Here is an 18,287-nt window from a genome sequence, read left to right on the forward strand (position 1 = left end):
CGGTTTTTTTAAGGCACCCGGGCGGATCGCTGTGGTGATCCGGCGGTTTTTTAAGGCACCTGAGCGGATTACACCGGCGGGCCGGTTACTTTTATGAATTCAGGACCGGGCGGGGCGTGCGCTATGCTTCCGCCGGAAGGCCCGGAACGGGCAGCTTACAGGGGAAGGAAACGGCGCTATGACCACCTACGTTCTCTCGATTGATCAGGGCACCACCTCCAGCCGCGCCATCCTGTTCGATCAGGCGCTGCGGGTGGTTGCGGTCGGGCAGGAGGAGTTCGCCCAGCACTTCCCCAACTCCGGCTGGGTGGAGCATGATCCGGAAGATCTGTGGTCCTCCACCGCTGCGGTGTGCCGGTCGGCGCTGGAGCGGGCCGGGGCGCTGCCGGAACAGATTGCCGCCATCGGGGTGACCAACCAGCGGGAGACCACCGTGGTGTGGGACCGCGAGACCGGAAAGGCCATCTACAACGCCATTGTCTGGCAGGACCGCCGCACCGCCGATTTCTGTGCCCGCCTGAAGGCGGACGGCAACGAGCCGATGGTGACGGAAAAGACCGGCCTGCTGCTGGACCCCTATTTCTCCGGCACCAAAATCGCGTGGATCCTCGAGAACGTCGAGGGGGCCCGCGCCCGGGCCGAGGCCGGAAAGCTGATGTTCGGCACCGTTGACAGCTGGCTGATCTGGCGTATGACCGGCGGGGCGGTTCATGCCACTGACGCCACCAATGCCTCCCGCACCATGCTGTATGATATCCGGCGCGGCTGCTGGGATGAGGACCTGCTGAAGCTGCTGAACATCCCGGCGTCGATGCTGCCGGAGGTCAAGGACAGCGCCGCCGATTTCGGCGTCACCCGCCCGGATCTGTTCGGCGGCCGCAGCATTCCCATCCTCGGCAACGCCGGGGACCAGCAGGCGGCCACCGTCGGGCAGGCCTGCTTCAAGCCGGGGATGATGAAATCCACCTATGGCACCGGCTGTTTTGCCCTGCTCAACGTCGGGGAAACACCGGTGCGGTCGCAGAACCGTCTGCTGACCACCGTGGCGTATCAGCTGAAGGGCAAGCCGGCCTATGCGCTGGAAGGGTCAATCTTTGTCGCCGGGGCGGTGGTGCAGTGGCTGCGGGACGGGTTGCAGATCATCCGCTCGGCGGCGGAAACCCAGCCGCTGGCCGAACAGGCCGACCCGGCCCAGAGCGTCTACATGGTTCCGGCCTTCACCGGGCTTGGCACCCCGCATTGGGATGCCGATGCCCGGGGGGCGATTTATGGCCTGACCCGGGGCACCGGCCCGGCGGAACTGGCCCGGGCGGCGCTGGAAAGTGTCGGTTACCAGACCCGGGATCTGCTGGAGGCGATGAAGGGGGATTGGGCGGCAGCGGCGGCCAGCGCCGGGGAAACCGTGCTGCGCGTGGATGGCGGCATGACGGCGTCGGACTGGACCATGCAGTTTCTGGCCGACATTCTCGGGGCTCCGGTGGATCGCCCGCGGGTGCCGGAGACCACCGCCCTCGGGGCGGCGTGGCTGGCCGGGATGCAGGCCGGGGTCTATCCGGATCAGGACGGCTTCGCGGCGACGTGGGCGCTGGACCGCAGGTTCACCCCGGCGATGGAAGACGGGCTGCGGGCCCGCAAATACGCCGGATGGCAGGATGCGGTGCGCCGCACCCTGACCAGAGGCTGAAAAACAGAACAGGGGCTCCGTCTCAGGGGCCCCTGTTCCGGTTACGGTCCGCCGGTGGTGGTCAGCCGGTAAGGCAGTCCGGGCTGTTCAGGGCCGGTGGGGCCTCGCGCAGGGCCTGCCGCAGGCAGTCGGTGAAGGCGGCGGTCAGATGCGGCGACCGCTGCCGGGTTGGCAGCAGCACGGAATAGCGGTAGCGCACCTCGGTGGACACCGGGCGCAGCACAACGCCGTGCGGGGCATAGGTGTTGGCGGCGAAGGGCTCAAACAGGCCAATCCCGACCCCCTGTGCCACCATGGCGTAGGCCACCATCGAATGGGTGGTGGCAATCCGGCGGCGCGGACGGATTCCGTGTTCGCGGAACAGTTCGTCGGTACGGTTCCAGCTCAGCGGCCCCAGTGGCAGGATGCTGATGAAGTCCTGATCGTGGAAGTCGGCCAGATCAATCTGCTCTTTGGCGGTCAGCGGATGACCGGCGGGCAGGGCGGCGACGAAGGCGACCTCGGCGAGGGCAATCTGTTCCACACCGGGGGCGTTGCTCATTTCCTGCGACAGGGCCAGATCGGCCTGCCCGGACTGCACCACTTCCTGTGTGCTGGGCGGGTGCAGAATGTCGATGGTGACGTTGACATCCGGGTGGCTGGCCTGAAACAGCCGGATGGCTGCCGGAACCAGCGTCGCCGCCAGCACCGGCAGGGCGCAGATGGTCAGGGTTTCGCCCCGGGTTTCGCGGATGCGCTCGGCGGCGGCTTCCAGCTTCTGAAGGCCGACGAAGGCATGATCGACAGCGGCGTAGAACTGCAATCCTTCCTGCGTCGGCGACAGGCGGCCGCCGGTGCGGTGGAACAGTTTGAATTCAAGGCTGTCTTCCAGATCGGCCAGCAGGCGGCTGGCGGAGGGCTGGGTGATTTGCAGCAGGGAGGCCGCACCGGTGACCGATCCGGTCAGCATGGCGGCGCGGAAGGCTTCAATCTGGCGGAAACGCATGCCTGCGGTCGTGCCTTTCAAGGGGGGAGGAAAACGGGGAGGCTGCCCATCCGGCCTGACCGATAGGGCAGCAGCGTGACCGGCACTATAGCCGGTCTGCTCCGGGGGCTGTATGTGGCAAGCGTATACCCTGTTAGGGCCGCCGCATTATTCGGACAGATAGGGGGGGAGGGGGCACGGCCGCCCTATGATCCATACAATTCCGACGGAGGGCGGGCGGCCTGACTATTGCGGTTGTCGCCTGCGGATCAGGGTGTTACACGGGATGACAGCGGTTTTCCGCCGCGACTCCCCAATCCCGTTTACAGGAGCTGACCCGTGGATCAGGCTTCCCGCGCGATGATTGACCGTCTGATCGGGTTCGACACCGTTTCCCGGTCCAGCAATCTGCCGCTGATTAATGATGTGAAGGCCTATCTGGCCGGTTACGGCATCGAAAGCCACCTTGTCTACAACGCCGATCAGACCAAGGCGAACCTCTATGCCACCATCGGCCCGATGGTCGAGGGTGGGGTGGTTCTGTCCGGCCACACCGATGTGGTGCCGGTGGACGGTCAGCCGTGGGACACCGACCCCTTCACCGTGGTGGAGAAGGATGGCCGTCTGTATGGGCGGGGCACCTGCGACATGAAGGCTTTCTCCGCCGTGGCGCTGGCGCTGGTGCCGGAGATGCTGGCGGCGGGACTGAAGCGGCCGATCCATCTGGCCCTGAGCTATGACGAGGAAGTCGGCTGCCTTGGCGCACCGTCGATGATCGAACGGATCGTCGCCGAGCTGCCGAAGCCGGAAGCGGTGGTGGTCGGCGAGCCGACCGACATGAAGCCGATCCTCGGCCACAAGGGGGTGGTGGCCCTGCGCACCACCATCACCGGGCACGAGGCCCATTCCAGTCAGGTACACCGCGGTGTCTCGGCGGTGATGACGGCAGCGCGGCTGATCACCTTCATCGCTGACATGATGGCGGAGAACAGCGCGGCGGCGGATCCGGAAAACCCGTTCACCCCGCCCTATACCACCCTGCACTGCGGCGTGGTCAACGGTGGCACCGCCCTGAACATCATTTCCCGCGAGTGCACCTTCCTGTGGGATATCCGTCCGGTTCCGGGCGATGACTGGCGGCGCTACCTGACCCGTTTTGAAGAATACTGTGCGACGCTGACCCCGGCGATGCAGGCGATTGCCCCGCACACCGGCATTGTCACCGAGGTGCTGTCCGATACGCCGTCGATGTTCACCGAGGCGGACAGTCCGGCGGCGCTGCTGGCCTATAGCCTGAGCGGCCACAACACCGCCGGATTCGTTCCCTATGGTGCGGAGGCCGGTCAGTTCATTCAGGCCGGGCTGTCGACTGTGATGTGTGGGCCGGGATCGATCGATCAGGCGCATCAGCCCAATGAATTCATTGAGATTTCGCAGGTCACCGCCTGCGAGGCGTTCCTGCGCCGCCTGATCCGCCGTCAGGCAGCCTGATCCGACTCCTGTCCGGAGAGAGGGCGTAAACTACACCCCGATCCGTGGGGAATGCTGATGTGACCGAGACCCTCTTCCGCTGTCAGGGCGGGAGAGGGTTTTTCTTTATCGTGAAAAAACAATGCACTGAGAAATTAACTTCAAAAAAATGTATATTAAAAAATAAATTACACAAGAAAATCGCATCTAGCGTTGACGGTGGGAGATATTCACAGTACATATCTGTCTATGGGCAGGGATGACCCCGCCGAAAAGATAGAAATGGAGGCTGCCATGTCTCGCTCCCTTGGTCCGGTTCAGATCATCACCGCCGCGTCGTCGGATCCCGAGATGCTGACCGTGAAGGCCGCCCGGATGCTGGAAGGGGCTGGCGCCGTGGTGTTCGATGATCCGGCCCTTGGCCCGCTGGCCCGTCTGGCCGACGAGGCGGTGGTCCTTCAGGTCGCGCCGTGGGACGACATCCCCGGTCTGGTCGCCGCGCTGGCGCGGGAAGGGCTGACGGTGGTGCGGCTGGCGTCGCAGGCGGATGCGGCCGGGGTGGCCTGCGAAGCCGATGCCCTGCGTGCGGTCGGTATCCCGGTTGGCTCCGTCGTTGCCGGGGCACCGTGCGCGCCGCAGCCGCACCGGGCGCACAGCTGGCTGGATCTGGCGTTTCCGCCGCTGTTCGCCGCTGCTGTCTGACCGTCCTGACGTTTCCTGCGAAAAAATGCCGCCAAAAAACAGGGCGGACACCAGAGAGAGATCCCGATGAGCCGCCAGATTGTTTCCGCCAATCGCCTGACCGATGGGCTGGTGGTGTTCCGCACCGCCGCCGGGACGTGGTCCGAACGGGTTGAGGATGCCCGCGTCTACACCGCTGAAGATGCCGAGATTGAGGTTGCCGCTGCCTCCCGCGAGGCCACCGTGGTGGTCGGTGCCTATGCGGTGGATCTGGAAGAGCAGGGTTCTGCCCCGTCCCGCCTGCGGGAACGGATCCGCGCCACCGGGCCGACCATTGCCTATGGTCCTGCCGCCGTGATCACTCCCCGCCGCGCCGCAGGAGCCTGAGCATGTACCGCTACGACGAATTCGATCATCAGGTGGTCCGTGAACGCGTCGCGGAATTCAGCGATCAGGTCAGCCGCCGTCTGTCCGGCGACCTGTCGGAAGAACAGTTCCGCCCGCTGCGGCTGATGAACGGGGTGTACCTCCAGCTGCATGCCTATATGCTGCGCGTTGCCGTGCCCTATGGCGAGCTGACCTCGGGCAAGATGCGCAGGCTGGCCCATATCGCCCGGGTCTATGACCGGGGCTACGGCCACTTCACCACCCGCCAGAACATCCAGTTCAACTGGCCGAAGCTGTCGGATATTCCGGCGATCCTGAAGGAACTGGCCGAGGTCGAGATGCATGCCATCCAGACCAGCGGCAACTGCATCCGCAATGTCACCACCGATGCCTTTGCCGGGGTGGCGGCGGACGAGATCGAAGATCCGCGCCCGTGGGCGGAAGTGCTGCGCCAGTGGTCGACCTTCCACCCGGAATTCACCTATCTGCCGCGCAAGTTCAAGATTGCCATCAGCGGCGGGGCACAGGACCGTGCCGCCACCTTCTTCCACGACATCGGCATCCGGCTGGTGCGGGCGGAATCGGGGGATGCCGGGTTCCAGATTATCGTCGGTGGCGGCATGGGCCGGACCCCGCGCGTCGGCCGGGTGCTGAACGGGTTCGTCGCCAAGTCCGAGATCCTCAGCTACCTTGAAGCGATCCTGCGCGTTTACAACCTGCATGGCCGCCGTGACAACAAGTACAAGGCGCGGATCAAGATCCTCGTCGATGCGCTGACGCTGGAAGGCTTCCGGGCCGAGGTCGATGCCGAGTGGCAGCGGATCCGGGGCAGCGTGGTCGAGGTTCCGGCGGAAGAAGTGGAGCGCATCGGCGCTTACTTCGCCGATCCGGACTGGCAGGCGCTGGCCGACAACCCGCCGGAGCTGGCCGCCGCACGCTCCCGCAGCAGTGCCTTCAACGGCTGGGTGTCGGCCAACGTCATGGCGCACCGGGTGCCGGGCTATGCCGCCGTCACCGTGTCGCTGAAGCCGGTCGGTGGCATCCCCGGGGATGCCACCGCCGACCAGATGGACGCGCTGGCCGATTTCGCCGACCGCTACAGCCTTGGGGCGCTGCGGGTCAGCAAGGAACAGAACATTGTCCTGCCCTATGTCCGTCAGGATCAGCTGCATGCCCTGTGGCAGGCGCTGGTGGCGGAAGGGCTGGCCACCGCCAATAAGGGTCTGATTTCCGATATTATCGCCTGCCCGGGGCTGGATTACTGCGCGCTGGCCAATGCCCGCTCGATCCCGCTGGCGCAGATGATCTCGGAACGGTTCTCCGACATCGCCCGTCAGCATGACATCGGCGAGGTCACCCTGAACATCTCCGGCTGCATTAACGCCTGCGGCCATCACCATGTCGGCAACATCGGCATTCTCGGTGTCGATAAGCGGGGTGAGGAATCCTACCAGCTGGTGCTGGGCGGTGATGCCACCCAGACCGCCGCCATCGGCGACATCGCCGGGCCGGGGTTCACCGCCGAAGGGGTGGTGGATGCCATCGAAACCGTGATCGGGGTCTATCTGGCGCAGCGCCAGAACGGGGAACCGTTCATCGACACCTACCGCCGGATCGGTCTGACCCCGTTCAAGGAGGCGATCAATGCCGCTCGTTAAGCTGACCGCCGCCGGGATTGAGCCGGTTGACACCGTCTGGACCCGTCTGGGCACTGATGATGCCGTTCCCGCCGCCGGGGCCGTACTGGTGCCGCTGGCCCGCTGGCAGGCGGAGAAGGAGGCCCTGCTGGCCCGTGCCGATGCCGTCGGCGTCTGGCTGGCCGCCGGGGAAACCGCAGACAGCCTCAGCGCCGATCTTGACCGTCTGACCGTGGTGGCGCTGGATTTTCCAGCCTTCAGTGATGGCCGGGCTTATAGCACTGCCCGCCTGCTGCGCGACCGCTTCGGGTACCGGGGCGAGCTGCGGGCGATTGGTGATGTGCTGCTGGACCAGCTGATCCAGATGGTGCGCACCGGGTTTGATGCGCTGGATGTCAAGGCGCCGGTCAGCGGCGCGCCGGTGACGGTGGAAACCATTCAGGCCGCCCTCAGCCGGTATTCGCTGGTGTATCAGGTTGCCCATGATGCCCGCCCGCCGGTGTCGGCCCTGCGCCGCCGTCTGGCGGCAGGGGGGCAGGGATGAGTGCCGCCGCACAGGCTCTGACCGGCGTTGACGGGCTGGCGGCGGATCTGACCGGGGCCACCCCGCAGGAGATTATCGCCCGGGCCTATGCCGATTACGGGCAGGGGCTGGCGCTGGTGTCTTCCTTCGGGACGGAAAGCGCGGTCCTGCTGCACATGGCGGCGCAGATCGATCCGGCCTTTCCGGTGCTGTTCCTCAACACCGGCAAGCTGTTCGGCGAAACCCTGCGTTACCGTGATACACTGGTGGCACATCTGGGCCTGACCAATGTGCGGACCCTGAAGCCCGATGCCGCCCCGCTGGCGGTGGAAGATGCTGACGGTATGCTGTTCAGCCGCGATTACGACCGCTGCTGCTTCCTGCGCAAGGTGGAGCCGCTGGCGGCCGGACTGGCCGGATACGCGGCGTGGATCAACGGCCGCAAAGGGCACCATGGCTCCGGCCGGTCTGCCCTGCCGGTGGTGGAAGCCGATGGCGACCGGATCAAGTTTACCCCGCTGGCGCGCTGGACGGCGGAGGATGTGACGGCCTACTTCGGGGCCCACAGCCTGCCGCGCCACCCGCTGGAAGAGGACGGTTATCCGTCCGTCGGCTGCTACACCTGTACCAGCCGCGTCGCCACCGGGGGCGACATCCGCTCCGGCCGCTGGGCCGGAACCGGCAAGACCGAATGTGGAATTCATACCGTTTTGAGCAGTGCCATCCCGACCCCGAGCCAGACGCGCTCCCCGGTGGCAGTGCAGGACTGAGGATCAAGTGATGAACCATCTCGATGCCCTTGAAGCCGAAAGCATCTACATCTTCCGTGAAGCCTACGCGAAGATCGACAAGCTCGGCATGCTGTGGTCGCTGGGGAAAGACTCCAACGTCATGATCCGGCTGGCACAGAAGGCATTTCTCGGCCGCATCCCGTTCCCGGTCATTCACCTTGATACCGGTGCCGAATTCCCGGAAACCTATGCCTTCCGCGAGCGCTACCACAAGGAATGGAACCTCGACATGATCGCGGATGACTGCCCGCCGATCGAGGATGCCGATCCGGATCTGCCGCCCGCCAGCCGCTTTGCCAGCCGCAAGTCGCTGGGCCTGAAGCAGACCCTCAGCCGCTACGGCTTCACCGGCATCATCGCCGGGATCCGCCGGGATGAGCAGGCCACCCGCGCCAAGGAACGGGTGTTCAGCCCCCGCGCCGACGATGGTGCCTGGGATTTCCGCGATCAGCCCGCCGAATTCTGGGACCAGTACAACCTCGATCACCCGCAGGGGGCGCATCTGCGCGTTCACCCGCTGCTGCACTGGACCGAAGTGGATATCTGGCAGTACATCGAACGGGAAAACATCCCGGTGGTGCCGCTGTATTTTGCCCGTGACGGCAAGCGGTTCCGCTCGCTGGGCGAAGAGGGCATCACCTTCCCGATCGACAGCCACGCCACCACCATCCCGGAGATCATCGCCGAACTGATGGCGACCAAGGAGCCGGAGCGCGCCGGACGCGCCATGGACCATGACTCCGAAGACAGCTTCGAGCGCCTGCGCGCCGCCGGGTACATGTAAGACACGCGAACACGGGACATCAGCATTATGGCAGCTTCCGCGACCACCCCGGTCCGCGCCCCGTCGTCACGCGGGCAGGACTTTCCCATCGTCATCGTCGGCCACGTCGACCATGGCAAATCCACCCTGATCGGCCGTCTGCTCAACGACACCGACAGCCTGCCGAATGGCAAGGTTGAAGAACTGCGGGCCTCCTCCGTCCGCCGTGGCGTCGAGTTCGAATGGTCCTTCGTCATGGATGCCCTTCAGGTCGAACGCGATCAGGGCATCACCGTTGACACCACCCGCATCTGGTTCAAGACCCCGAAGCGGTCCTACGTCATCATCGACGCCCCGGGCCACAAGGAATTCCTGAAGAACATGGTGACCGGGGCCGCCAGCGCCCGTGCCGCCGTGCTGGTGGTTGACGTCGCCCGTGGGGTGTCGGAACAGACCCGCCGCCATGCCTATCTGCTCAACCTGCTCGGGGTGTCGCAGGTGGCGGTGGCGATGAACAAGATGGACCTCGTCGATTACGATCAGGCCCGCTACGATCTGGTCAAGGCGGAGCTGGAAGCCTACCTCGCCAGCATCGGGCTGACCGCCGCCGCCGTGGTGCCGGTGTCGGCGCAGAAGGGCGATAACCTCGCCGGGCGCAGCGCCGCCACCCCGTGGTACAAGGGCCCGACCGTGGTCGAGGCGCTGGATGCCTTCAAGGCTCCGGCCTCGGCCAAGGACCTGCCGCTGCGCCTGCCGGTGCAGGATGTGTTCAAGTTTGACGAACGCCGCGTGGTGGTGGGCCGGGTGGAAGCCGGGACCATTACTCTGGGCGATGAGCTGGTGTTCACCCCGGGGGGCCGCCGCGCCCGCGTTGCCTCTTTCGAGACCTGGGCTGGTCCGGGCACCCCCCGCATCGTGCCGCGTCAGGCCGAGGCCGGGGAACCGATCGCCATCACCCTTGATCAGGATATCTTCGTTGAGCGCGGTCAGGTGGCGGCGCTGGATGGCACCACGCCGTCGGAAGCAAAGCGCCTGCGGGTGCGGGTGTTCTGGCTGGGCCGCGAGCCGCTGAAGGTCGGCGTGCGCCTGAAGCTGAAGGTGGCAACCGGTGAATACCACGTCACCGTCGCCCGGGTGCTGTCGGTGATCGACGTGCACACCGTGTCGGAAGATAAGCTGGCTGATGTGGTGGAAGTCGGCGGCATCGGCGATGTGATCCTCGAAAGCCGCTCGCCGGTGGCCTTTGATACCGAAGCCGGTCTGCGCTCCACCCGTCGCGGTGTGTTGGTGCAGGATTACCGTCAGGTCGGCGGTGTCCTCATTCAGGGCGCCGATGAGGTGGAGAAGGAAACGGCGGAAAAGACCAGCGTGCTGGTGGCCCCGACCCACTCCGTCACCCGCCGGGAACGGGAAGTGGTTAACGGCCACAAGGCCGGGGTGCTGTGGCTGACCGGCCTGTCGGGGTCGGGAAAGTCAACGCTGGCGATGACCCTGCAACGCCGCCTGTTCGAGGCAGGCAAGCAGGTGACGGTGCTGGACGGCGACGCCCTGCGCACCGGCCTGAGCAAGGATCTCGACTTCTCGCCGGAAGGGCGGCGCGAGAACATCCGCCGTTCGGCGGAGGCGGCGAAGCTGCTGGCCGAGTCCGGTCATATCGTGATCGTCAGCCTGATTTCGCCGCTGGCGGCGGACCGTGACATGGCCCGTCAGACCATCGGCGAAGGCTTTGCCGAGGTCTATGTCAGCGCCACGCTGGATGTCTGCGAAGGCCGCGATGTGAAGGGCCTGTATGCCCGCGCCCGCGCCGGAGAGATCCCGGCCTTCACCGGGGTCTCCGCCCCGTATGAGGCCCCGGAAACGCCGGACCTGACGGTCGATACCGGGACCGAAAGCCCGGATCAGTCCCTTGACCGCCTGCTGACGCTGGTGTCGGACCGGTATCTGGTCTGATCCGGTCTGCCCCTGTCTGATCGGCAGAGTGTGTCTGTTGCGGCCACGCCCGGGCAACCGGGGGTGGCCGTGATGATTCTGGCCTATTGGTTCCTGTGGGGGCATTATCGCATTATAGTGGTGGAAACACTGATGAACCGGATCGGGGTGTATTATGGCCGCGCCCTCTGTCGAAGTCCCCGTTGACCGCTCCGTCGATCGGGCCGTTGACCGCATGTCGCCGGGATGGACCGGTCTGCGGCTGGATCTGGGGCAGGTGGCCCATACCGTCGCCCGGGCGCTGGACTATGTCGGGATTGATGACCGCAGCCATGGCCGCCGTGTCGGCCTGATGTGTGCCCGGGTTGCTGCCGAGCTGGGGTGGACCCCGGCCCAGCAGACCGAAGCCCTGATCACCGGCATGCTGCATGACTGCGGCGTTTCCTCCACCGATATGCACCGCAAGCTGACTGAATCCATGGAATGGTCGGGAGCGGAGGACCACTGTCTGAAGGGGCAGGATGCCCTGCGGCATTTTGCCCCGTTTGCCGGATATGCTCCGGCAATCCGCTGGCATCATACCCGCTGGGCCTCCCTGCCGCAGGCGTTGAGCAATGAAACCCGGATGATGACCAATCTGGTGTTCCTGTGTGACCGCATGGATGTGCAGATGGCGGTGTTTCAGGCCGATCATCCGCCGGTGGATCTGTTGCAGGCGCGGTTTGATCTGTTCGACAGCCTCCATGTTCATGCCGGTCTGCTGTTCGGGCCGGTGCCGCTGGCGGGATTGCAGCAGGCGATCCGGCGTGACAGTTTCTGGCTGGAGCTTCAGGACGATTTCCTCGACCGGGCGATCTTCGAGATTTTGAGTGTCCACGAACGCACCGTGGATGTCAGCTTTGACGACGTTCTGTCCCTTGGGGCGTTTCTGTCGCAGATCGTCGATGCCAAAAGCCCGTTCACCCGGCAGCACAGTCTGCGGGTGGCGGATCTGGTGGAGGCGATGGGGACCCTGCTGGGCTACGGTCCGCGCCGCCGGGAGCTGCTGCGGCTGGCCGGGCTGCTGCACGATATCGGCAAGCTGCGGACGCCGGATGAGATTCTGGAAAAAGGCGGACCGCTGTCGGTGACGGAGCGGGACTGTATGCGCCGCCACCCGATGGACAGTAAACTGATCCTGATTGACCTGTTTCCCGATACGCCGCTGGCCCGTTGGGTGTCGCACCATCACGAGAAGATCAACGGGCAGGGCTACCCCTATGGACTGTCCGGGGCCGAGCTGGACGAGGAAACCCGCCTGCTGACCCTGTGCGACATCTTTCAGGCCCTGTCGCAGAACCGCCCTTACCGCAACCGCCTGAAGGCTGATGAGATCATGCGGATCATGGTGGCGATGCGGGACAGTGGGGAGCTGGATCCGGATCTGTTCGCCCTGCTGGATGCCCACCGGGACCGGATGTACCGGATCGCCACCGCCGACAGCTGACAGGCTACAGGGTGTCCGCCTGATCGCGCATCCGTGCCGCCCAGTGCCGGGTGGCGTCCCGCTCCGCCGGGGCCATCCGGTCCAGCGTCCGGTAAGTCATGCCCAGACGCGGATTCCGCGACAGAGTGTCGGCATTGCGGGCATGAAAATCCCAGTACAGGCTGTTCAGCGGGCAGGCTCCCTCGCCGTGCCGCTTTTTGGGATCATAGGAACAGCCCCGGCAGTAATCGCCCTGCCGCTGGATGTAACTGGCTGATCCGCAATAAGGTTTGCTGCCGACCACACCGCCGTCGGCAAACTGGCTCATGCCCCGGGTGTTGGGCAGCTGTACCCATTCAAAGGCATCAATGTAGATGCCAAGATACCAGCCATCGACGGCGTCGGGGGCGCAGCCGTTCAGCAGGGTGTAAGATCCGGTCACCATCAGGCGCTGAATGTGATGGGCATAGGCGGTGCGCAGGGACTGGCCGATGGTCTGGCGCAGGCAGCGCATCCGGGTTTCCCCGGTCCAGAACCATCCGGGTAGGGGGCGGTCGGCGTTCAGGGCGTTCAGGCTGGCGTAGTCCGGCATCCGCGCCCAGTAGACCGCCCGCATGTACTCCCGCCATCCCAAAATCTGGCGGATAAAGCCTTCGGTTGCCGCCAGCGGTGCGGTTCCGGCCCGCCAGGCGGCAAGGGCTGCCTCGATCACCTCCGCCGGGTGCAGCATCTTGATGTTCAGGGCGAAGCTGAGGCCGGAGTGAAACAGGGTCGGACTTTCCAGACTGAGGGCATCCTGAAACTGCCCGAAATGGGGCAGGCCGTTCCGTATGAAGGCTTCCAGCATCTCCAGAGCCTGCCGCCGCCCCAGCGGCCAGGGGAAATTAGTCTCGGCCGGGGTCCCGAAGGTTTTGACGCCGGCCGCGGTGACCTCAGCCCACAGGGCGGACTGATCGGAGGAGAAGCTTGGCCACGGCGGTGCCGGGGGATATCCCGGCCAACGGTCGCGGTTCTCGGGGTCATAGTTCCACTGCCCGCCTTCCGGCTGGTTGTCTGCCGTCATCAGGATGCCGCTGCGCCGCCGCAGGCCCCGGTAAAAGGTTTCCAGCCGGGGGATGCTGCGGCTGAAGGTCTCGATGGCCTCGTCCCGGCTGATCAGGAAGTGGTGGGCGCTGACCGTTTCCGTCGTGATCCCCAAGGCCTGACACAGCGGCCCGACATCGTGGATGAAGTGCTGTTCGACCCGGTATTCATCGGCCTCGATCCGCTCAAAGCGGGTGACGAAAAACCGCCGGAACAGGATCGACAGGGTTCCGGCGAAGGTTCCGGCATTGTCGGGGTCGGACAGGGAGACGGTATGGATCCGGTGGCCGCCGCGCCGCAGGGCATCGGCAAACCGGCGCATGGAAGCAAGAACCGCCAGCACCTTCTGGGCGTGATGGCGGACGTAATCGGTCTCGCTGCGCAGCTCCATCAGCACATAGAGGACATCGGGGTCTTTCTGCCGGAACCACGGGTGATGGACGGACAGTTGATCCCCAAGGATCAGGCGCAGGCAGGTCATGATATCCCTTCCGGGGGCCGGAAAACGACGTTTCAGGATGGTACGGGGCAGGGGTGGATGCGGATCTGTCCACGGGTGGATCGGTGGAGGCGAACCGGAATGGACTTTCAGCTTTATGGTGCGGTGCAGCGACTCGTTTATGCGCAGGCCGGATGGGCGGGAGAGGGTGTATTTACAGATTTACACAACATTTACCGCTTCCGTAAATCAGTGTTGTCAATGTGGTTTTGTCGCCCGGATTGTCCGTGATCCGGCAGTAAAGGCCGGTCAGGGACGGAGTATGGCCTTATCAGCTTTAGAAAAAGTGCTGGTCTTTTTACACGGGAGGCGTACTGTTTGAGAGACATGGCAGCCATGCGGCTGCTGCATACTTAACAAGTCCAAAAATAAAAAGATCAACGTCGCCCCGGAGCGGGTCCGCTGCCGCAGGCCGGACCCAAAGACGAAATGGGAGGGTGCAAGTGAGTAAGAGCAGTTACGAACGGGTTCTGGCGAACCCCAAATTCCACGAGCTGTGCAGCAAGCGTTCCAGCTTTGGCTGGACCCTGTCGATTGCCATGCTGGTGGTCTATTACGCCTTCGTCGCCGTGATCGCCTTCGATCCGGCCCTGCTGGCCAAGCCGCTGTCGTCCAGCGGCGTGACGTCCGTCGGTATTCCGGTCGGTCTTGCCGTCATCATTTTCGCGTTCGTGATCACCGGTGTCTATGTGCGCCGGGCCAACAGCGAATTCGATGAGCTGAACCGCCAGATTGTCGAGGAGAGCAAATAATGCGGATGTCGCGTATTTCCGCCGCGCTGACCGGCCTTGCCGTCAGCGGTTTCTCGACCGCGGCGCTGGCTGCCGGTTCGATTGACGGGGCGGTGCAGAAGCAGGCCACCAACTGGACGGCCATCATCATGTTCGTGGCCTTCGTGCTGGCCACGCTGGGCATCACCTACTGGGCGGCCCGCCGCACCAAGTCCGCCAAGGACTTCTACGCCGCCGGCGGCGGCATCACCGGCTTCCAGAACGGTCTGGCCATCGCCGGTGACTATATGTCCGCCGCGTCGTTCCTCGGGATTGCCGGTCTGGTGTTCTCCGCCGGGTTCGACGGCCTGATCTACTCCATCGGCTTCCTCGTCGGCTGGCCGATCATCCTGTTCCTGATCGCGGAACGTCTGCGTAACCTCGGCAAGTTCACCTTCGCCGACGTTGCCTCCTTCCGCTTCCGCCAGACCCCGATCCGCTCCATGGCGGCCTCCGGGACCTTGGTCGTGGTCATCCTGTACCTGATTGCTCAGATGGTGGGTGCGGGCAAGCTGATCCAGCTGCTGTTCGGTCTGGATTACACCATCGCGGTGGTTCTGGTCGGTGTGCTGATGGTCGCCTACGTGATGTTCGGCGGGATGCTGGCCACCACCTGGGTGCAGATCATCAAGGCGGTGCTGCTGCTGTCCGGTGCAACCTTTATGGCCTTCATGGTGATGGTGAAGTTCGGCTTCTCCATGGAAGCCCTGTTCGCCAAGGCCACCGAAGTGTCGCCGAAAGGCATCAAACTGATGGCCCCGGGTGGTCTGGTGTCCGACCCGATCGACGCCATCTCCCTCGGCATGGCGCTGATGTTCGGGACCGCCGGTCTGCCGCACATTCTGATGCGCTTCTTCACCGTGTCCGATGCCAAGGAAGCCCGTAAGTCGGTCTTCTATGCCACCGGTTTCATCGGTTACTTCTACATCCTGACCTTCATCATCGGCTTCGGCGCGATTGTGCTGGTTCTGAACGTGCCGGAATTCATGGCGGCTGACGGCAAGGGCATCCTTGGCGGCACCAACATGGCGGCGATCCACCTGTCCAAGGCCGTCGGCGGTGACCTGTTCCTCGGCTTTATCTCTGCGGTTGCCTTCGCCACCATTCTGGCGGTGGTGTCGGGCCTTACCCTCTCCGGTGCGTCTGCTGTGTCCCACGACCTGTACGCCTCGGTGTTCCGTCAGGGCCATGCCAACGAAGCCGAAGAAATCCGTGTCTCGAAGCTGACCACCCTTGTCCTTGGCGTGATCGCCATCGTTCTGGGGATTGCCTTCGAAAATCAGAACATTGCCTTCATGGTCGGTCTGGCCTTCGCGATTGCCGCGTCCGCCAACTTCCCGGTCCTGTTCATGTCGATGTTCTGGAAGGGTCTGACCACCCGTGGTGCCTTCCTCGGCGGTTTCATCGGCCTGATCACCGCCTCGGTGCTGGTGGTCCTCGGCCCGCCGATCTGGAAGAGTGTCCTCGGTCACCCGGCTGCGATCTTCCCGTACTCCAACCCGGCGATCTTCTCCATGCCGCTCGCGTTCTTCTGCTGCTGGCTGTTCTCCAAGATGGACACCTCGGCTGACGCTGCGAAGGAGCAGGAAGCTTACGGTCCGCAGTATGTCCGGTCGCAGACTGGTATCGGTGCCGAAGGTGCTTCCGAGCATTGATCCGGCAGGCGGAGCGGGTAAAACCGCTCCGTTCCGGAGTATCCTGATCCCCCCGTCGGCCTTGATGGCTGGCGGGGGGTTTGTTTTAGGATTTCAGCCTGATCGACCGGAAGAGTCCGCAGGCTCTCAAACAGGGGGAAACAGAGTATGGCTGGAGATGCTTTTGATTTTTCCGTACCGCCCTTTGACCGGCTGACCGACGGCGAGCGCGCCAAGGTCCGCGCCGTGGCGGATATTGCCTACTATCGGCCACAGGAAAAGGTGATCGTTGCCGGGGAGCCGGTGGACTTTCTGTATGTGGTGATGAAGGGGCTGGTGGCGGAGCGTCAGGGGGACGAGGTGATCACCGTCCATGGCGCCGGGGACAGTTTCGGGGCGATGGCCCTGATCCACGGGGCAGAGGCCGCCGACTGCGAGGCGCAGGAAGAGACGCTGCTGCATCTGTTGCCGCGTCAGCTGATTCTCGACCTGTGCCGCGTCAATGGCCGCTTTGAGCGGTTTTTCACCCATTCCGTCAGCGAACGTCTGGCGGAGCGGGCCAATGTGGAAAGCGCCCGTGGCATGGCGGCGTTTATGGTCGCCCGGGTTCACGAGGCCTACCTGCACCCGCCGATCACCGTTCCGGCCAGCACTACCCTGCGCGATGCCGCCAGACTGATGAAGCACCACCGCGCCACCAGCCTGCTGGTGGAAAGCCCGGATGGCCGGATCGGCGTGCTGTCGGGGTCAGATCTGCGGGAAGCGGCGCTGATTGAGGAAAAGCCGCTGACAACCGAAGTCGGCGACTGCGCCAGTTTCGGCACCATCATGATTGATGCCGATGAATTCCTGTTCAATGCGCAGGTGCTGATGACCCGTCACAGCATCCGCCGCCTGCCGGTGGTGCGCGACGGGCACGTGATCGGCGTGCTGGAGCTGCTGGATCTGCTGTCTTACATGTCCAGTCATTCGCATCTCGTGGCCGTGCAGATTGACCGCGCCGGAACCCTGCCGGAACTGGCGCAGGCGGCGCAGGCGCTGGATCCGCTGCTGACCGGGCTGCATGGCTCCGGGGTGAAGATCCGCTATATCGCCGAGATGGTGTCCGATCTGTCCCGCAAGATGCAGCGCCGCCTGTATGGGTTTCTGGCCACGCCGGACCTGCAACAGCATTCCTGCCTGATGGTGATGGGGTCAGAAGGGCGCGGCGAACAGATCGCCAAGACCGATCAGGACAACGCCCTGATCCTCAGTGATGAGGTTGATCCGGACAGTCTGCGCAGCCTGTGTGATCAGTTCACCGAGGCGATGATCAGCTTCGGTTATCCCCGCTGTCCGGGGAATATGATGGTGTCAAACCCGGAATGGTGCCGGACGGAGAGCCAGTTCCGCGATGAGATTTTCCACTGGGTGATGACCCCGTCGGAACGATCCTTCCTGAACCTTGCCGCCTTTCTTGATAGCGAAGCGGTGGCGGGGGATCCGCTGCTGCTGCACCGGCTGCGGGCCTATCTGTTTGACCGCCTGACCGATAATGCCGGTTTTCTCGCCAACTTTGCCCGTCCGGCCCTGAGCTTTGACACCCCGATCGGCTTTTTCCATCAGCTGGTGCTGGAGCGGGGGGAGCGGAAAGGCACCATCGACATCAAAAAAGGCGGGATCTTTCCGGTGGTCCACGGTGTCCGGGCGCTGGCGCTGGAAAAACGCCTGCACACCCGCAACACCTTCGAGCGGATTGACGGTCTGGTCGGGGAGCGGCTGTTTGATACTGCTTTTGCCGCTGATCTGACGGAAGCGCTACAGTTCCTGATGGAAATGCGGCTGGCGGCCCGGGTGCAGCAGAACCGTCTGGATGCCAATGGCAGCGATAACTACGTGCAGGCGGCGCATCTGACCAAGCTTCAGCATGACGGGCTGCGGGATTCCCTGCGGATTGTCAAAACGTTCAAGCAGCTGGTGGCCCATCATTTCAAGCTTGGCAGTTTCTAAGCCGGAAGGAAGCACGCG

The 18,287-nt window shown here is 64.2% G+C and carries 15 protein-coding genes; 13 read left to right on the top strand and 2 right to left on the bottom strand.

What is annotated here, in order from left to right; all coding sequences use genetic code 11:
* Positions 1-178 precede the first annotated feature (178 nt).
* The gene (glpK, locus tag FHS48_RS04715) at positions 179-1,684 is read left to right on the top strand and encodes a glycerol kinase GlpK (protein WP_184261901.1); all 1,506 of its coding nucleotides are present in this window, start codon (positions 179-181) and stop codon (positions 1,682-1,684) included.
* A 61-nt stretch (positions 1,685-1,745) separates the two neighbouring features.
* Here the strand turns inward: glpK and FHS48_RS04720 are convergent, their stop codons facing one another.
* Positions 1,746-2,669 carry a LysR substrate-binding domain-containing protein gene (locus tag FHS48_RS04720; RefSeq protein WP_184261903.1) on the bottom strand — a complete coding sequence of 308 codons (924 nt, stop codon included), beginning with the start codon at positions 2,667-2,669 and terminating at the stop codon, positions 1,746-1,748.
* 318 nt (positions 2,670-2,987) lie between these two features.
* Between FHS48_RS04720 and argE the strand changes: the two genes are divergently transcribed.
* The 9 genes from argE to FHS48_RS04765 all read left to right on the top strand — a co-directional run bounded on the left by argE (position 2,988) and on the right by FHS48_RS04765 (position 12,315).
* Positions 2,988-4,139 carry an acetylornithine deacetylase gene (gene argE / locus FHS48_RS04725; protein ID WP_311769080.1) on the top strand — a complete coding sequence of 384 codons (1,152 nt, stop codon included), beginning with the start codon at positions 2,988-2,990 and terminating at the stop codon, positions 4,137-4,139.
* Positions 4,140-4,412: 273 nt separating this feature from the next.
* Positions 4,413-4,820, top strand: a complete 408-nt coding sequence (locus FHS48_RS04730) for a hypothetical protein (protein ID WP_184261905.1) — start codon at positions 4,413-4,415, stop codon at positions 4,818-4,820.
* 66 nt (positions 4,821-4,886) lie between these two features.
* Complete coding sequence (locus tag FHS48_RS04735) at positions 4,887-5,186, top strand: DUF2849 domain-containing protein (protein ID WP_184261907.1); 300 nt, start codon at positions 4,887-4,889, stop codon at positions 5,184-5,186.
* 2 nt (positions 5,187-5,188) lie between these two features.
* Positions 5,189-6,844 (top strand): nitrite/sulfite reductase, encoded by a 1,656-nt coding sequence (locus FHS48_RS04740; RefSeq protein WP_184261909.1) that lies wholly within the window; start codon positions 5,189-5,191, stop codon positions 6,842-6,844.
* Entirely contained in the window at positions 6,831-7,367 is a 537-nt protein-coding gene (locus tag FHS48_RS04745; RefSeq protein ID WP_184261911.1) for a DUF934 domain-containing protein, read from the top strand. The genes FHS48_RS04740 and FHS48_RS04745 overlap by 14 nt, the downstream gene beginning before the upstream one ends.
* Positions 7,364-8,116, top strand: a complete 753-nt coding sequence (locus FHS48_RS04750; protein ID WP_184261913.1) for a phosphoadenylyl-sulfate reductase — start codon at positions 7,364-7,366, stop codon at positions 8,114-8,116. Before FHS48_RS04745 ends, FHS48_RS04750 begins: the two co-directional genes overlap by 4 nt.
* A gap of 10 nt (positions 8,117-8,126) precedes the next feature.
* Positions 8,127-8,921 carry a sulfate adenylyltransferase subunit CysD gene (gene cysD / locus FHS48_RS04755; protein WP_184261915.1) on the top strand — a complete coding sequence of 265 codons (795 nt, stop codon included), beginning with the start codon at positions 8,127-8,129 and terminating at the stop codon, positions 8,919-8,921.
* A gap of 27 nt (positions 8,922-8,948) precedes the next feature.
* Positions 8,949-10,850, top strand: coding sequence for an adenylyl-sulfate kinase (gene cysC / locus FHS48_RS04760; protein WP_184261916.1), 1,902 nt, complete (start codon positions 8,949-8,951; stop codon positions 10,848-10,850).
* A gap of 154 nt (positions 10,851-11,004) precedes the next feature.
* Positions 11,005-12,315, top strand: coding sequence for an HD-GYP domain-containing protein (locus tag FHS48_RS04765; protein ID WP_184261918.1), 1,311 nt, complete (start codon positions 11,005-11,007; stop codon positions 12,313-12,315).
* Positions 12,316-12,319: 4 nt separating this feature from the next.
* Here FHS48_RS04765 and FHS48_RS04770 read toward each other — a convergent pair whose 3' ends face one another.
* Positions 12,320-13,858 (bottom strand): cryptochrome/photolyase family protein, encoded by a 1,539-nt coding sequence (locus tag FHS48_RS04770; protein WP_184261920.1) that lies wholly within the window; start codon positions 13,856-13,858, stop codon positions 12,320-12,322.
* A 461-nt stretch (positions 13,859-14,319) separates the two neighbouring features.
* Between FHS48_RS04770 and FHS48_RS04775 the strand changes: the two genes are divergently transcribed.
* From FHS48_RS04775 to FHS48_RS04785, 3 genes are all read left to right on the top strand, one after another.
* Positions 14,320-14,628, top strand: coding sequence for a DUF485 domain-containing protein (locus tag FHS48_RS04775; RefSeq protein WP_184261922.1), 309 nt, complete (start codon positions 14,320-14,322; stop codon positions 14,626-14,628).
* Positions 14,628-16,301, top strand: a complete 1,674-nt coding sequence (locus tag FHS48_RS04780; RefSeq protein WP_184261924.1) for a cation acetate symporter — start codon at positions 14,628-14,630, stop codon at positions 16,299-16,301. Before FHS48_RS04775 ends, FHS48_RS04780 begins: the two co-directional genes overlap by 1 nt.
* A gap of 147 nt (positions 16,302-16,448) precedes the next feature.
* Positions 16,449-18,269 carry a putative nucleotidyltransferase substrate binding domain-containing protein gene (locus FHS48_RS04785; protein ID WP_184261926.1) on the top strand — a complete coding sequence of 607 codons (1,821 nt, stop codon included), beginning with the start codon at positions 16,449-16,451 and terminating at the stop codon, positions 18,267-18,269.
* The last annotated feature ends 18 nt before the right edge of the window (positions 18,270-18,287 follow it).

It is taken from the genome of Novispirillum itersonii (genome assembly GCF_014205675.1).
GTDB lineage: Bacteria > Pseudomonadota > Alphaproteobacteria > Rhodospirillales > Rhodospirillaceae > Novispirillum > Novispirillum itersonii_A.

What these genes read in the sequence shown, in the direction of transcription:
- FHS48_RS04730 (WP_184261905.1), top strand. Translation starts at nt 4,413, where the DNA reads ATGTCTCGCTCCCTTGGTCCGGTTCAGATCATCACCGCCGCGTCGTCG.
- FHS48_RS04720 (WP_184261903.1), bottom strand. Translation starts at nt 2,669, where the DNA reads ATGCGTTTCCGCCAGATTGAAGCCTTCCGCGCCGCCATGCTGACCGGA.
- FHS48_RS04750 (WP_184261913.1), top strand. Translation starts at nt 7,364, where the DNA reads ATGAGTGCCGCCGCACAGGCTCTGACCGGCGTTGACGGGCTGGCGGCG.
- FHS48_RS04740 (WP_184261909.1), top strand. Translation starts at nt 5,189, where the DNA reads ATGTACCGCTACGACGAATTCGATCATCAGGTGGTCCGTGAACGCGTC.
- FHS48_RS04785 (WP_184261926.1), top strand. Translation starts at nt 16,449, where the DNA reads ATGGCTGGAGATGCTTTTGATTTTTCCGTACCGCCCTTTGACCGGCTG.
- FHS48_RS04780 (WP_184261924.1), top strand. Translation starts at nt 14,628, where the DNA reads ATGCGGATGTCGCGTATTTCCGCCGCGCTGACCGGCCTTGCCGTCAGC.
- FHS48_RS04765 (WP_184261918.1), top strand. Translation starts at nt 11,005, where the DNA reads ATGGCCGCGCCCTCTGTCGAAGTCCCCGTTGACCGCTCCGTCGATCGG.
- cysC (WP_184261916.1), top strand. Translation starts at nt 8,949, where the DNA reads ATGGCAGCTTCCGCGACCACCCCGGTCCGCGCCCCGTCGTCACGCGGG.
- FHS48_RS04745 (WP_184261911.1), top strand. Translation starts at nt 6,831, where the DNA reads ATGCCGCTCGTTAAGCTGACCGCCGCCGGGATTGAGCCGGTTGACACC.
- glpK (WP_184261901.1), top strand. Translation starts at nt 179, where the DNA reads ATGACCACCTACGTTCTCTCGATTGATCAGGGCACCACCTCCAGCCGC.
- cysD (WP_184261915.1), top strand. Translation starts at nt 8,127, where the DNA reads ATGAACCATCTCGATGCCCTTGAAGCCGAAAGCATCTACATCTTCCGT.
- FHS48_RS04770 (WP_184261920.1), bottom strand. Translation starts at nt 13,858, where the DNA reads ATGACCTGCCTGCGCCTGATCCTTGGGGATCAACTGTCCGTCCATCAC.
- FHS48_RS04735 (WP_184261907.1), top strand. Translation starts at nt 4,887, where the DNA reads ATGAGCCGCCAGATTGTTTCCGCCAATCGCCTGACCGATGGGCTGGTG.